The organism is Aquimarina discodermiae (assembly GCF_040786235.1).
Classification (GTDB): domain Bacteria; phylum Bacteroidota; class Bacteroidia; order Flavobacteriales; family Flavobacteriaceae; genus Aquimarina.
On the sequence record NZ_JBFMKP010000016.1, the window covers coordinates 60,997 to 75,196 of the forward strand.

Below are 14,200 nucleotides of genomic sequence, written 5' to 3' on the forward strand. Positions count from 1 at the left end.
AGAATATGCTAAAAATCTAGTAAACCCAATTACTTAGCTCCAGCTTTACGTTGCTTGTTTATTTCGTCCTGTAATTTACGCATTACTTTTTGTTCACGCTCTAAAGCTCTACGTCTATGGTCCTCGAACTCTGTTTCGGTTTCTGATAGTGCTTTTTGAGCTTGTAACGTTACTGCGTTACTGTTTTTGAACTTGAAAATAAAGAAACCAAGCAGCGCCAAAAGCACTCCTATAATTCCCCAGATGATAGTATTGTAACTAGCCTTTGTCAACGCAGCTCCCAAAAAACTGATACTGTCTTTTTCTTTGGTTACAGAAGCAAGATCCTGATTGGTTTTGGCAAGTGATTCTTCTAATCCCGATATGGTGGTCTTTAGCTCATTTATTTTAAGGTGGTTCGTATTTAATCTTGATTCTAACGTTTTTAAGGTATCGCTCAAGTTTGTTCTAAACTGCTCTAACCAAACACGTTTTACAACCTTATACTCCTGATAATTTCCTGATTTTTTGACCACAATATCAAATTGCTTTTCAATCTCATCTTTCTTAAGAACATCAGAAACATTGATGGTTTCTTCCTGCGCATAAGTGATTTGAAAAAAGGATATAAGCAATGAGATAACTAATAGATATTGCGATAATTTCATGTGATATTCTTGTTTTGTTGAATAGATATATACTCTAACTCCAAAGCCAAGGTAGTAAAGATAATACAATACCTATTAGAGTAGAGTGTTTTTACGTTTATTAATTTCTTCTGTAACGGTAATAAATGTACGATATTGTTGATGATTACAAAGTTTTTTTTGAAAGAATTTAAAAGAAAGTTGTTTTTATAATATGAGATTGATTTTTTGTTAGAAATTTAGTTACAGAAATTAATACTTTTAAAGTGTATTTTGAAAATGAACTAGTTAAACTTTTTTCAATTCGCTATAAAAATATAATTTTTGGCATGATTCAAAAAAGTTTAAAACAGTTCAATAAAAAAGCTGTTGTTTATTATAAACAACAGCTTTTTTTATAGGATAGAGAGGTTTTTCTAGTAATAAGTAAACCTTCTTACTTTTGCAATATATTTTGCCAGTCTAATTACCTGGTGACTATATCCATATTCATTATCATACCATACATATAAAACAGCATTGTCGCCTTTTGCATCTACAATAGTAGCATTGCTATCGTATATTGAAGGTGCAGAAGAACCAACAATATCACTAGATACTAATTCATTATCTAGAGAGTATTTGATTTGTTCAACAAGATCTCCTTCAAGCGCATACTTTTTAAGTATAGCATTCATACTTTCTTTAGAAGCCTTTTTCTCTAAGTTTAATTTCAAAATAGCTAAAGAACCATTAGGAACCGGTACACGTATAGCATTTGATGTTAGTTTCCCTTCAAAACTAGGTAAAGCCTTAGAAACAGCTTTTCCTGCACCTGTTTCTGTAATTACCATATTAAGGGCAGCTGCACGACCTCTTCTGTATTTATTATGCATATTGTCTACCAAGTTTTGGTCATTGGTATATGCGTGTATAGTTTCTAAATGCCCGTTATTAACACCAAAACTTTCGTCTACCGCATGTAAAATGGGAGTGATAGCGTTGGTAGTACAAGAAGCTGCAGAAAAAATATCCACTTTATCAGGGTCATGCTCTTTATGATTTACCCCATGTACAATGTTTGGTATCCCTTTTCCTGGTGCAGTAAGTAATACTTTACTAATTCCTTTTCCTGCAAGATGTCTCGTTAATGCTTCTTTATCTCTAAAAGCTCCTGTGTTATCGATCAATAAGGCATCACTAATCCCGTAAGCTGTGTAGTCTATTTCTTCTGGGCTATTAGCACTAATGACTTTTACAGTAGTACCATTTATTATAAGAGCACTATTTTCTATGTTGGTCTCTACAGTACCATGAAAATCCCCATGTACAGAATCGCTACGTAGTAAAGAAGCTCTTTTTTCAAGTACTTCTTGCGTAACCGCTCCTCTGGTAACAATAGCTCTTAGTCTTAGCTGACTCCCTTTTCCGGTAATGGTCATTAATTCTCTTGCTACCAAGCGACCTATTCTGCCAAATCCATAAAGCACAACGTTTTTTGGCGAAATGGGCTTTACTTTTACAGCATCTTTAAGTTTGCTTTGCACAAAACGATTAATAGAACCATATTCGTCACTAGCTAAATGGTATTCATAGGTAAGTTTACCAATGTCCAGCTTTGCAGGTGGCAAATTCATCAACTTGATTGCCTGTGCAATTTCTACAGAATCAAAAATTGAAATTGGTTTTTGAACAAACTCACCAGCATACTCATGCAGATTGATAATTTCACTTACATTTTTGTCAATCAATTGATTGCGAAAAAGTACCAATTCGATAGAATTGTCATACCATAAATCGCTTACTGTCTTTATAAAGGCTACAGTTGCGCGACGTCGATCTGCCTGAAAGGCTAGTTCTTTTTCATAAACTTCGTTAGAGCTCATAATATGTTGTGTTTTACAGTCTTGTAATTTCGTGCAAAAGTATATATTTCAAACGTTTTCGTAAAACCTTTTGTGAAAAAAAATCCCATCACTATGTTAAAGTGATGGGAGATACCTTTTTGTAAAGGGTTTTTGTTCTTATTTATTCAAAAACAAACTCTCTTTTTTGCTTGTTTCTATCGACCAAAGTGATGCTAATATCTTCATCCTTGTATTTTTTTTCAATAATATTTTTTACTTCAAGGACACTTTTTACTTTTTTACCATCTATTTCGCTAATAATAAGTCCTTTTAAGTTATACCGCTGCATTCTAGCACTAAGCGCTTTGCTAATGGCTACTCCATGATCTAACCCAAATTGTTCAAGGTATTCTTTGCTAACGTTAGCAACTTCTACGCCAACATCATCTAAGTCATATCTCTGAATTTCATACTTAGATAGCTTTACGGGTATAGTTAACTCTTTTCTTTTACGTATAACAGTTATATTAATAATGTCATTAGGTCTTTTACTGCTCACATAACCGGTTAAATCTGCAAATTTTCTGATAGGAAGTTGATCTACTTTCTTGATAACATCTCCAGCAAGCAATCCGGCTTTTTTCGCACCACTATCTTCTGCTACCGAGCTAATCAGGACTCCTTGAGAAACATTAATATCATATTTTTCCATGGTTTTAGAATTAATGGGTTCTCCCGAAATTCCGATAATTCCTCGTTGCACTGCACCAAACTCTATAATATCATCTATGATTTTTTTTGCATTATTAGAAGGTACTGCAAATGCATATCCTACATAACTTCCCGTTTGTGATGTAATCGCAGTGTTTATGCCGATCAGTTCGCCTCTAGTATTTACTAAAGCACCACCACTATTTCCTGGATTGATAGCTGCATCTGTTTGAATGAAAGATTGACTGTTGTTATCTGTTTCATCCAAATCTCTGGATTTGGCACTAATAATCCCAGCAGTTACCGTAGAGGTAAGGTTAAAAGGATTACCAACAGCTAATACCCATTCGCCAATTTTTGCATGGTTAGAATCACCAAATGGGATATAGGATAATTTTTCGTTAGCATCGATTTTAAGTAATGCAATATCAGATTCTGGTGCGGTACCTATGACTTCTGCTTTGTATGTTTTGTTATTGTTTAAAGTAATTTCCAGTTCAGATGCGCCATCTATTACGTGATTATTGGTAACGATGTACCCATCTTCTGTAATAATAACCCCAGAACCAGCTCCTTGAATTCTTCTTTCCTGTGCTCCTCCGTTTCTGAAAAAATCCATCAAATTTCGGGGAGTACGAGTAATTCCATATTGTTTTACGTGAACAACGGCATTCACTGTTTTTTCTGCAGCATATGTAAAGTCAATACTGCTAGCTGTCAATGCTGTATTTGTATTGGTAGCGGTATAGTTTGTGGGAATAAAATTAGGGGTAGGAGTGTTCTTGTTTTCATTTTGGTCAACAACCATTGGTGTTGTTTCAATGAACATTTTGTATGCGCCCAATGTAAACCCTCCTGCAAGGATCGCAACAACCATCAAACTCAAAAATTGTTTCATTTTCATTTCTTTTTTTGTTTAAAATAACTACTTATTATGTATAATAGACTGTATTTACTGTTTAAAATTACAATCTAGATAACTTTTTTTATACAATTTAACTTGCAATTAACAACGATTTTTTGATAACATTCTTTGTACCTTTGTCATTTAAATTACATAAGAATAATGACGCTTACTTTTTATAAATACCAAGGTACAGGTAATGATTTTGTAATCATTGATAATAGAGACAATAGTATCTCCAAAAATAATACCAAATTATTTGCAAGACTTTGTGACAGAAAATTTGGCATAGGTGCCGATGGATTAATGTTGTTGGAAAAGCCTTATAATGAAGGAGATGATTTTACGATGGTGTATTTTAATGCAGATGGAAATGAAAGTTCTATGTGTGGTAATGGCGGAAGATGTTTGGTTGCTTTTGCTGCATTTTTAGGCGTGATAAAAGATAAAGCAACGTTTACTGCAATAGATGGAAAACATCATGCAGAAATAAAAGATGGTTTGGTGTATTTACAAATGCAAGATGTATTTGATATAGAGAATCACACTACACATTTGTTTTTGGATACTGGATCTCCTCATCATGTAACCATGGTTAACGATTTAGAGAATTATGATGTAAGAGAAGAAGGTAAGAGAATTAGAAATGGAGCTCCATATTTTGAAGCAGGAAGCAATGTGAATTTTGTGGAAAAGAAAAATGGTAGTGCTTTTGCTGTACGAACCTATGAAAGAGGAGTAGAAGATGAGACCTTATCTTGTGGGACAGGTGTAACAGCTGTAGCATTGTCTATGCATGCAACCAAAAGAATTGATAAAGAAGAGGTAGATGTAGCTACTGAAGGTGGTGCGTTAAAAGTTACTTTCCAAAAAACTGAAAAAGGGTACGAAAATATTTATTTAATTGGTCCAGCAGAACAAGTTTTTAAAGGAGAAATTGAGTGGTAACTTTAAAAGGGGAAAATATATATCTAAGAGCACTCGAGCCCGAAGACCTTGATTTTGTATATTGTATAGAAAATGATGAACAAATTTGGGAGATGAGCAGTACTCAAACACCATATTCCCGATTTTTGATCAAACAATATTTAGAACACGCCCATAAGGATATTTATGAAGCAAAACAGTTGCGATTGGTTATTTGTTCGTATGATGATGCGACTTTGGGATTGATTGATTTGTTTGATTTTAATCCAATGCATCGCAGAGCAGGAGTGGGTATTTTGATAGCAGAAGAAAAGGAAAGAGGCAAAGGGTATGGAGCTGAAGCTTTGGGACTTATTATAAAATATGGAGCAACACATCTTCGTTTACATCAATTGTATGCAAATATTTCTGAAGATAATATGACAAGTATTAATTTGTTCGAAAACCAGGGTTTTTCTAAAGTAGGAGTAAAAAAGGATTGGAATTTGGTGAAAAACACCTTTAAAGATGAATTTTTATATCAATTAATATATGTACATTAAAAAAATACTATTAGCCATCTCATTATTAGGAGTAGTAGCGGGAGGCATTTTTGCTTATTATGTTTATCAGGCTGTATTCACACCAAATACCGCTTTCGAAACTGATACAGTTACACTTTATATACCAACAGATGCAACTTATACAGAGCTTATAGAAGAGATTAGTCCTGTAGTTAAAGATATTTATACTTTTGATAAGATCGCTAGAAGAAAAGGGTACATTGATCATATCAAATCGGGTCGTTATATCTTAAAGAAAGGATTGAATAACAATGAAATTATTAATACATTACGAAGTAAAAATAGTCCAATCCAGGTTAGTTTTAATAATCAGGAACGTCTTGAGAATTTAGCAGGAAGAATCGCTACTCAGATAGAAGCAGATAGTCTTTCTCTTATTACTGCTTTTAATGATGAGGCTTTTTTAAAAGAAAAAGGGTTTTCATTAGAAGGAGCTCTAGGGATGTATATTCCGAATAAATATGAGTTTTTTTGGAACACTTCTGCAGAACAGTTTAGAAACAGAATGTTTAAAGAGTACAATCGATTTTGGAATGATGCTCGTTTGTCAAAAGCTAAGCAAGTTGGGTTAACACCTCAGGAAGTCATTACAATAGCTTCGATTGTACAAAAAGAAACAGCAAAAGTAGATGAGCGTCCAAGAGTAGCGGGTGTTTATCTAAACAGATTTACAAATGGATGGAAACTAGATGCCGACCCCACAGTGATTTATGCTTTGAAAAAACATCGTAATGATTGGAACGCTGTTATAAAAAGGGTTCTGTTTAAAGATTTAGAAATAGAAAGCCCTTATAATACTTATAAAAATGCTTCGTTGCCACCAGGCCCAATCGCAATGCCAGATATATCTTCTGTAGATGCAGTTCTTAATCATGAAAAACATGATTATTATTTCTTTGTAGCAGATGTTCAGAATATGGGGTATCATAAATTTGCAAAAACTTTAAGACAGCATAATCAAAACAGAAAACAATACGTAAACTGGATTAATAAACAAGGAATTAATCGCTAATTTTGATCTTGCTTTTCAGTTCGAAAAAAAGACCCTTTCTCTGTACGAAATAATGAAAAATCACAAAACTTATTAACAAATTGGCTTTTTTTGTTGTGAATTAATCTATTTTTTTGAGATTAATTTTGTTCGATAAAAATACTTTATTTGACGTTTAAGTGTTCGTTTTTTGTTTTTTTTTATGATTTTAGGGGTTTTTTTAACCTTATTTTTTACGTAAACAACTGTTTTTCAGTAAAATAAAAAAAATAACACAATATTCTTTTTTGTTTAAAAAAATGCTGTATCTTTGCACGGCAAAAATTTAAGTGGCGAGGGGCTATTTTAAGGCCACTTAGAAATTTTTTATATGACAAAAAAGATAGTGGGATTATCTACGTTACTTACGATTGGGGGAATACTTTCGGTAAGTTTTACAACAGAAAAAAGTGCTGATCTTAGTTCTTATAGTACAGCTGGTTTAGAGCTGTATTATGCAGCGCCTAATTTTAATGATATAGAAGATAGCGATCCTTTTGTATCTCCTGTATTAGGAACATCTTATGAAGGTTTTAAAGAGGCATTGGCTTTTAAGGAATCTAGAGGTGATTATGGTGTTGTAAATCAATTTGGATATTTAGGGAAATACCAATTTGGTAAAGGTACCTTGGCTTTGATCGGTGTGAAGAACGTTGGTAAAAATGAATTCCTTAGTAATCCGGCCCTTCAGGAAAAAGCTTTTTATGCAAATTTGTGTAGAAATAAGTGGGTTTTGAGAAAGGATATTAAGTGGTCAGTAGGAAAAAGGATTAATGGGGTAGATGTTACAGAATCAGGAATTCTTGCAGCTGCACATTTAGCAGGCCCAGGTGCTGTAAAAAAATATTTACGCAGTGGTGGTGTAGAGGGGTTTGCTGATGCTTTTGGTACTACAATCAGGTATTATATGAAGCGTTTTGGTGGATATGATACTTCTTTTGTTGTTCCTGTTAAAAGGCCAAAGGTAAATCTTTAAGATAAATCTTCTGTATTTAGCTTGTTGCTAGTCTTTTTGGATGATGTATATAGAAGGTCTTTTGTGTAGATCAATATCTTCTTTATTCCATTCTTCAACGGTTTTTGTGGCAATGTACTCTGTTGTAAGTGTGATATCACATGCAATGCATAAGCGAGTATTTGGTTGTAAAATGGCTTTAAGATCTGCAAACATTTTATCATTTCGGTAGGGGGTTTCAATAAAAATCTGAGCTTGATCTCTTTCAAAAGAAATTCGTTCTAAATGTTTGATGGTAGATTTCCTTTCGTTTTTATCGATAGGGAGATATCCGTTAAAAGTGAAGTTTTGACCATTCATACCGCTACTCATCATTGCTAGAACAATTGAAGAAGGGCCAACTAATGGGGTGACAGGGATATTTTTTTTGTGTGCTATTTTGACCACTTCGGCTCCGGGATCGGCAATACCGGGGCATCCTGCATCAGATAAAAGACCAATAGACTCTCCGTTTAGGCATGGCGAAAGATAATTCGGGATCTCAGAAACATCAGTGTATTTGTTTACGGTGTTAATGATAAGGGATCGTTGAGATTTGCTGGGGCTTATTTTTTTTATAAATCGTCTAGCTGGCTTTTCGTTTTCAACAATGTAGTGGTTAACCTGTTCTAGGACTTTTTTGATAGATATGGGTAGTACTTCTAGTGGTACATCGTCTCCTAGTCTTGTTGGGATAAGGTATAATTTTCCTTTAGGGTCCAGGGGTTTAAACTCCATATTCTTTATGATTGATTTAGGTCTATTTATTTAATTTATTTGTGTTTGGATCGTATTGATTAAAACAATAAATGTTTTATTTGAGTATCCAGAATTAAAAATAGTGTAATTTTTTTATTGTTACTTGTTGTGATGCGATAAATTGTAGAGATTGTGTGTTGCTTTGTAATTAAGCATATGAGGACTACAGTTTATTGATCCGATTTTTTTAGTTTAGATGCAATGTTTTCACATGCTTGGTCTAACATTTTAAATACTTCTTCAAATCCTTGATCTCCTCCGTAGTATGGGTCTGGTACATCTAGATTTTGGTTGGGATGAAGTTCGTTTAGAATTTGGTTTACTTTATTGTTTTGTAGTGAGTTGTCTGCTAGAGCTATGATATCTTGATAGTTAGAGGTGTCCATGGCATAGATGTAGTCATAGATGTCAAAATCACTTTTTTTAAACTGTGCGGCTCTTTGTCTGGTAATATCAATATTGTTTTTTTGGGCAATATCGATAGAGCGTATGTCAGGTTTGCTTCCTATGTGGTAGCTGCTGGTTCCGCATGAGTCAACTTGGTAGTAACGAGAGTCTAGTTTAGATTTTAGAATTCCTTCTGCTAATGGTGATCTGCATATATTGCCAAGGCATACCATCAAAACTTTGGTTTTCATATAAGATGTGATTTATGTGTTGTAGTAAGCGATGACTTTATGTTATAAAGTAAGCTTTTTTCCTAAATCTTCTACGTATTTTCTAAACTGCTTGTCTGTAGATGATAAATTGTCTACAGTTTTGCAGGCATGAAGTACCGTTGCGTGATCTCGTTTTCCTATTTGGGTTCCAATACTTGCTAATGAAGCTTTGGTTAGTTTTTTTGCAAAAAACATGGCTAATTGTCTTGCTTGAACAATATGTCGTTTTCTTGTTTTGGATTGCAGTGTTTCTACATCCATTTGGAAATAATCACTTACTACCTTTTGAATATAATCAATAGAAACTTCTCTCTTTGTGTTTTTTACGTAATTATCAACAATAGCTTTTGCAAGATCTATGGTGATATCTTTTTTGTTAAAAGAAGAGTGGGCGATTAGTGATATAATAGCGCCTTCTAATTCTCGTATGTTAGTTTTTATGTTATTTGCAAGAAACTCTACAATTTGTTCAGGCATTTCAACACCATCTCTGTATAGTTTGTTTTTGATAATAGAAACTCTTGTCTCAAAATCAGGTTGATGCAATTCTGCAGATAATCCCCATTTAAAACGAGATAATAATCTTTGTTCGATATCTTGCATGTCTACAGGTGCCTTGTCACTTGTTAGAATAACCTGTTTTCCGTTTTGATGTAAATGATTGAATATATGGAAAAAGACGTCCTGAGTACCTGCTTTTCCTGATAGTAACTGGATATCATCTACAATAAGAACATCGATGATTTGGTAGAAATGAATAAAATCATTTCTATTATTCTTTTTTACAGACTCTATGTATTGTTGCGTAAATTTTTCTGCAGATATATATAGAACTGTTTTTTCTGGGTAGTTGTCTTTTATGTTTACACCAATAGCATGTGCTAAATGTGTTTTTCCTAGGCCAACTCCACCAAATATTAGTAAAGGGTTAAAAGATGTGCCTCCTGGTTTGTTGGCAACAGCCATTCCTGCCGAACGTGCAAGTCTGTTTGAGTCTCCTTCTAAGAAGTTTTCAAAGTTGTAACTAGGGTTTAGTTGGGATTCTATTTTTACATTTCGAATTCCAGGAATAACAAAAGGATTTTTTAATTCAGGGTTTTTGCTTTTGATAGGTACATCAACCTCTTGAGAATTAACGGCAGATCGATTCGCGCTAGGAATTTTTTCTGTAAATGGTTTTTTATTGCCATAGGTGTTCTCCATTTTGATTACATACACCAACTTGGCATTCTCTCCTAATTCTCTTGTCAAAGATACCTTGAGTAGTTTTACATAGTGTTCTTCTAACCACTCATAAAAAAACTTACTTGGGACTTGAATACTTAAAGCACCACCTTCTGTAAGCTTTACAGCTTTAATGGGTTCAAACCAAGTTTTGTAAGCTTGAGGTGTAATGTTATCTTCTATAAAAGATAAACAATTGTCCCAAACTGATTGCGCGGTTACATTCATTCCTGTGGTTAAATTTGCTTTTTTGTTATGGTGTTAAAAGGAATTGTTGATAAAATCCTTACTATTTTTGTATGGCAAATATGTGAACAAAAAATGTAAAAAAAAAACGTTAACGGGGTTGAATATTAATTATTTTTTTCGCATAATTTGATTAACACTTCATTAATATATAATAATTTATGATACTATGTTAATCACTTCGGAAACTTTTTTGAAAGTACGTTATGCAGAGACCGACCAAATGGGGGTCGTTCACCACAGTAACTATGTACAATACATAGAGTTGGCTCGAATTGATTGGTTGTCCCAACTTGGGATTTCGTATAAAACTATGGAAGCAAATGGTATTATGCTTCCGGTATATACAATTGATTTTAAATTTAAGAAATCTGCTTACTTTGATGATGAATTGATTGTTAAAACTTCACTAAAGAAAATTCCTACAGCAAAAATAAGCTTTGACTTTGAAATTTTCAATACAAAAGGTGAATTATTAACAACAGCATCTTCTACTTTGGTTTTTATGGATAGCGTCACAAAAAAACCAATTCCCTGTCCCCAATATTTAATTGAAAAAATAAAAAAATATTAATTTTCTATTTTATTAATTCTCAATTTTTTTGATTTCTATCTCATACAACGACGAAAAAGTATTTTTTATTTTGTGTGCATTTCTTTTTCTTACTGAAATGTAAATTTTGCAATTTAGTTCTAAGTCTTGACGAGTAATAGTAAGGTTGTTTTCTTTGATAATCCGCATTACTTTATTCATGTCTTTGTACTCAAAAATAATTACAAAATGAATGTCGATGGTTTTGTCTAAAATTCTTGAGGACAATAAGGCTTGTTGGGCAGCGGTTTTATATGCATTTATTAATCCTCCAACGCCTAACTTAACCCCTCCAAAATATCGTACGACAACTATCAATATGTTAGTAACTTCAAAAGATAAAATTTGCCCATAAATAGGTTGCCCTGCAGAATTAGAGGGTTCTCCGTCATCATTAGCCCGATATCGTAGTTTTTCAGTTCCAATTTGCCAAGCATAGCACCAATGTCGAGCGGCATGGTGTTGTTTTTTGAGTTGGTCAATGGCTTGTTTGACCTCTTCTTCAGAATGTACAGGAAAAGTATATCCATAAAATTTACTGTTTTTGTCCTTGAATAAAACTTCGTTTCCCGAGGTTTCGATTGTCTTATATGTGTCCTTTATGTCTTCCAAAGTTATTGCAGTTCAATTATACAGATAATGCTACTAAGATAATACTTAAAATTGCTAAGATAATTCCAATCCAATTTTTTAAAAATAATCGTTCTTTAAAAAAAAGAATTCCAGCAAGCGTAGATACTAGTAGGACGGCAACATTGTTTATTGTGAAAATTGTAGAACTCTCGATGCCATCATGGCGAAGTGCTTTTATCAGGAAATAAATGGAGAAATAGTTGGGGACCCCTAACCCAATACCTGCAAGTATATTTTTAAGTTCAATTTTTATAGTGCTAAATGATATTTTATAAAGTAAATGAAAAATTCCTGTTAAAGCGGCAAAACCAAAAATTGTAGCAGAGAAAATAGGAACATCGTCTTTGGATACATATCGGGTTTCTAAAAATTTGATGCTAGTATCTACAATCCCACTTCCTATAAAAACCAAAATAGGAAAAATTAAATTTTTCTTTGTTAATCCAGAGTTTTCTGTTGTTTTTACAGAGGTAAGATATACTGCTATAAGTGCTAGTATAATACCAATCACCTTGATAATTCCGGTGCCTTCGTCATAAGCTACTATTCCAAAAATAATAGGAATAACTAGACTCATTTTTGTTGCAACAGCAGCTACCGATAATCCGTTTTTTTGAGTGGTTATGGCCATTAGATTAAAGACCAGAATAAATATAATACCTAATATAAATGCCTTAAAAAACCAAGCTTCGTGCGATATAGTTGAAATATTAATGGGCTTAGAGTATGCGATAATCCCTGAAAAAGAAGCTGTTATGTAATTGGCAATAATAGCTTGTTCTGTATTTATATTGTATTTAGAAAAAAGCTTAAAAATAACAAAGATGAGACTTGCTGCTAAAATGCTTGATATGAGGTAAATCAAAATATAGAAGATTTTGTGGTGAATAAGTTTGTAACATCTTCTGTGATTGGGTTGTTATTCCAGGTATGTATGCCTAGTGCTGCGGCTGCATCTGTGTTTTCTTTGGTGTCGTCTATAAACAATGTTTCTTCAGCAATAAGTTGGTGTTGATGTAAGATGAATTCGAAAACGGCAGTATTGGGTTTGCGAAGTTTTACCTCGTGGGATAAGTAAAAAGAATCAAAGCAAGATTTAAATTCATTAAAAAAATCTACATGTTTCTTGATCCAGTTTATATGTAATTCATTGGTGTTGCTAAACAGAAGCAGTTTGTATTTTTGAGTTGCCGCCAAATTGCAAATAAATTCTAAGCGATGTTTTGGAAAATCTAATAAAATAGCATTCCAGGCTTGGGTTAGTTGTTCATCTGATGCGGTAGGGAAATATATTTTTAAATCAGAAATAAATTCTTTAGTCGTTAGGGCTCCAACTTCATAGCGTTTATTGAGTTCTTGGATTTCTCTAACGGGTCTATTGTTTCCTAATTTGTATAGCTCTTTTAGGGTAGCAGGCTTGTCCAGATTGATAAAAACATCGCCAAAATCAAAAATTATTGTTTTAATCATTTTGGTATATTGTTAATGTGTCTTTTGTTATTTGGTTTTTAGAAACTAAGTTTCCGTTTAATAAGGGGCTTTTTGTTCCTTTTTCAAAGGTAATACACCCTTTGAAAACTCTTGCCTCATCCCAAAGATTTTTGTTAATAAATGATTGCAAGGTATATTGTCCGCCTTCTATGATTACTGATTGGATATTGTGTTTGTATAAAATATTACAAACCTCATGCGCTATGTTGTCTTTTAGAGAGATAGTTTCATAGATAAGATGATGATTGTTCTCTTTTTTAGAATCTTTAGAAGTGATGATAATGGTTGTAGCTTCTGGTGCTAATATGGCAGAATCTTCAGGAGTTTTTCCAGATAGATCAATAACAACTCTTGTAGGATTGTGGCCGTGCCAGTCTCGTATGGTAAGTTTTGGGTTGTCTTTTAATACAGTATTGTTTCCTACTAATATAGCTTGTTCTTCGGCCCTCCATTTGTGTGTTAATTGTCTGGAGTAGTTGTTAGAAATCCAAATAGGGCTTCTTTTGTTAGTGATTTGCGGAGCTATAAATTGATCTTCGGTTTCTGCCCATTTTAATATAATATAAGGGCGTTTTTTATTGTGAAAAGCAAAGAAACGTTTGTTTAGGTCAAGGCATTCTTTTTCAAGAACGCCTACAGTTACATCACACCCCGCATTCATTAGTTTTTGGATGCCGGCACCAGAAACTTTTGCAAAAGAATCTACAGTGCCGATTACTACCTTTTTTATGTCTTTAGTAATAATAAGATCACAACAGGGGGGAGTTTTTCCGTAGTGGCTACAAGGTTCAAGGTTTATGTAAATTGTAGCATCTTTTAATAAAGAAGCGTCTTTTACGGAGGCAATAGCATTTACTTCTGCATGTGGCAATCCTGCTTTATAGTGCCACCCTTCACCAATAATAATATCATTATGAACAATCACACTGCCTACCAATGGGTTAGGGTATGTTGTTCCAAGTCCGTTTTTGGCTAGTTCAATACATCGCAGTATGTATTTTTCGTGTGTAGTCAC

15 protein-coding genes are annotated in these 14,200 nt (G+C 33.5%); 5 read left to right on the top strand and 10 right to left on the bottom strand.

Annotated features, from left to right (window positions below; genetic code table 11):
- Positions 1–29 precede the first annotated feature (29 nt).
- From ABW636_RS11740 to ABW636_RS11750, 3 genes are all read right to left on the bottom strand, one after another.
- Positions 30–647, bottom strand: coding sequence for a tRNA (guanine-N1)-methyltransferase (locus tag ABW636_RS11740; RefSeq protein ID WP_367590196.1), 618 nt, complete (start codon positions 645–647; stop codon positions 30–32).
- Positions 648–1,042: 395 nt separating this feature from the next.
- Positions 1,043–2,491 carry a glyceraldehyde-3-phosphate dehydrogenase gene (locus ABW636_RS11745; protein WP_367590197.1) on the bottom strand — a complete coding sequence of 483 codons (1,449 nt, stop codon included), beginning with the start codon at positions 2,489–2,491 and terminating at the stop codon, positions 1,043–1,045.
- 142 nt (positions 2,492–2,633) lie between these two features.
- Entirely contained in the window at positions 2,634–4,061 is a 1,428-nt protein-coding gene (locus ABW636_RS11750) for a trypsin-like peptidase domain-containing protein (RefSeq protein ID WP_367590198.1), read from the bottom strand.
- 168 nt (positions 4,062–4,229) lie between these two features.
- Here ABW636_RS11750 and dapF point away from each other — a divergent pair, with 168 nt between their 5' ends.
- The 4 genes from dapF to ABW636_RS11770 all read left to right on the top strand — a co-directional run bounded on the left by dapF (position 4,230) and on the right by ABW636_RS11770 (position 7,563).
- The gene (gene dapF / locus ABW636_RS11755) at positions 4,230–5,015 is read left to right on the top strand and encodes a diaminopimelate epimerase (RefSeq protein ID WP_367590199.1); all 786 of its coding nucleotides are present in this window, start codon (positions 4,230–4,232) and stop codon (positions 5,013–5,015) included.
- Entirely contained in the window at positions 5,009–5,536 is a 528-nt protein-coding gene (locus ABW636_RS11760; RefSeq protein WP_367590200.1) for a GNAT family N-acetyltransferase, read from the top strand. The genes dapF and ABW636_RS11760 overlap by 7 nt, the downstream gene beginning before the upstream one ends.
- On the top strand, positions 5,526–6,569 hold the full coding sequence (gene mltG, locus ABW636_RS11765; protein ID WP_367590201.1) for an endolytic transglycosylase MltG: 1,044 nt from the start codon (positions 5,526–5,528) through the stop codon (positions 6,567–6,569). Before ABW636_RS11760 ends, mltG begins: the two co-directional genes overlap by 11 nt.
- Positions 6,570–6,918: 349 nt before the next feature.
- The gene (locus ABW636_RS11770; protein ID WP_367590202.1) at positions 6,919–7,563 is read left to right on the top strand and encodes a peptidoglycan-binding protein LysM; all 645 of its coding nucleotides are present in this window, start codon (positions 6,919–6,921) and stop codon (positions 7,561–7,563) included.
- 27 nt (positions 7,564–7,590) lie between these two features.
- On the opposite strand, the gene ABW636_RS11775 is transcribed toward ABW636_RS11770, so the two are convergent.
- The 3 genes from ABW636_RS11775 to dnaA form a co-directional block, all read right to left on the bottom strand.
- Entirely contained in the window at positions 7,591–8,319 is a 729-nt protein-coding gene (locus ABW636_RS11775) for an SAM-dependent methyltransferase (protein ID WP_367590203.1), read from the bottom strand.
- Between the two features lie 191 nt (positions 8,320–8,510).
- On the bottom strand, positions 8,511–8,978 hold the full coding sequence (locus ABW636_RS11780) for a low molecular weight protein-tyrosine-phosphatase (RefSeq protein ID WP_367590204.1): 468 nt from the start codon (positions 8,976–8,978) through the stop codon (positions 8,511–8,513).
- A gap of 42 nt (positions 8,979–9,020) precedes the next feature.
- Complete coding sequence (gene dnaA, locus ABW636_RS11785) at positions 9,021–10,451, bottom strand: chromosomal replication initiator protein DnaA (protein ID WP_367590205.1); 1,431 nt, start codon at positions 10,449–10,451, stop codon at positions 9,021–9,023.
- 187 nt (positions 10,452–10,638) lie between these two features.
- On the opposite strand from dnaA, the gene ABW636_RS11790 reads away from it, so the two are divergent.
- Entirely contained in the window at positions 10,639–11,043 is a 405-nt protein-coding gene (locus ABW636_RS11790) for an acyl-CoA thioesterase (RefSeq protein WP_367590206.1), read from the top strand.
- A gap of 12 nt (positions 11,044–11,055) precedes the next feature.
- On the opposite strand, the gene ABW636_RS11795 is transcribed toward ABW636_RS11790, so the two are convergent.
- From ABW636_RS11795 to ribD, 4 genes are read right to left on the bottom strand one after another with little or no spacing between them, the layout of a single operon-like run.
- Positions 11,056–11,664 (bottom strand): IMPACT family protein, encoded by a 609-nt coding sequence (locus ABW636_RS11795; RefSeq protein ID WP_367590284.1) that lies wholly within the window; start codon positions 11,662–11,664, stop codon positions 11,056–11,058.
- A 25-nt stretch (positions 11,665–11,689) separates the two neighbouring features.
- On the bottom strand, positions 11,690–12,559 hold the full coding sequence (locus tag ABW636_RS11800; protein ID WP_367590207.1) for an EamA family transporter: 870 nt from the start codon (positions 12,557–12,559) through the stop codon (positions 11,690–11,692).
- Positions 12,556–13,164, bottom strand: a complete 609-nt coding sequence (locus ABW636_RS11805) for an HAD family hydrolase (protein WP_367590208.1) — start codon at positions 13,162–13,164, stop codon at positions 12,556–12,558. Before ABW636_RS11805 ends, ABW636_RS11800 begins: the two co-directional genes overlap by 4 nt.
- On the bottom strand, positions 13,157–14,200 hold the full coding sequence (ribD, locus tag ABW636_RS11810; protein WP_367590209.1) for a bifunctional diaminohydroxyphosphoribosylaminopyrimidine deaminase/5-amino-6-(5-phosphoribosylamino)uracil reductase RibD: 1,044 nt from the start codon (positions 14,198–14,200) through the stop codon (positions 13,157–13,159). The genes ABW636_RS11805 and ribD overlap by 8 nt, the downstream gene beginning before the upstream one ends.

Excerpts from the sequence above, each read along its gene's own strand:
- dapF (WP_367590199.1), top strand. The coding sequence starts at position 4,230 with ATGACGCTTACTTTTTATAAATACCAAGGTACAGGTAATGATTTTGTA.
- ABW636_RS11750 (WP_367590198.1), bottom strand. The coding sequence starts at position 4,061 with ATGAAACAATTTTTGAGTTTGATGGTTGTTGCGATCCTTGCAGGAGGG.
- ABW636_RS11790 (WP_367590206.1), top strand. The coding sequence starts at position 10,639 with ATGTTAATCACTTCGGAAACTTTTTTGAAAGTACGTTATGCAGAGACC.
- ABW636_RS11740 (WP_367590196.1), bottom strand. The coding sequence starts at position 647 with ATGAAATTATCGCAATATCTATTAGTTATCTCATTGCTTATATCCTTT.
- dnaA (WP_367590205.1), bottom strand. The coding sequence starts at position 10,451 with ATGAATGTAACCGCGCAATCAGTTTGGGACAATTGTTTATCTTTTATA.
- ABW636_RS11770 (WP_367590202.1), top strand. The coding sequence starts at position 6,919 with ATGACAAAAAAGATAGTGGGATTATCTACGTTACTTACGATTGGGGGA.
- ABW636_RS11780 (WP_367590204.1), bottom strand. The coding sequence starts at position 8,978 with ATGAAAACCAAAGTTTTGATGGTATGCCTTGGCAATATATGCAGATCA.
- ABW636_RS11775 (WP_367590203.1), bottom strand. The coding sequence starts at position 8,319 with ATGGAGTTTAAACCCCTGGACCCTAAAGGAAAATTATACCTTATCCCA.
- mltG (WP_367590201.1), top strand. The coding sequence starts at position 5,526 with ATGTACATTAAAAAAATACTATTAGCCATCTCATTATTAGGAGTAGTA.
- ABW636_RS11745 (WP_367590197.1), bottom strand. The coding sequence starts at position 2,491 with ATGAGCTCTAACGAAGTTTATGAAAAAGAACTAGCCTTTCAGGCAGAT.
- ABW636_RS11805 (WP_367590208.1), bottom strand. The coding sequence starts at position 13,164 with ATGATTAAAACAATAATTTTTGATTTTGGCGATGTTTTTATCAATCTG.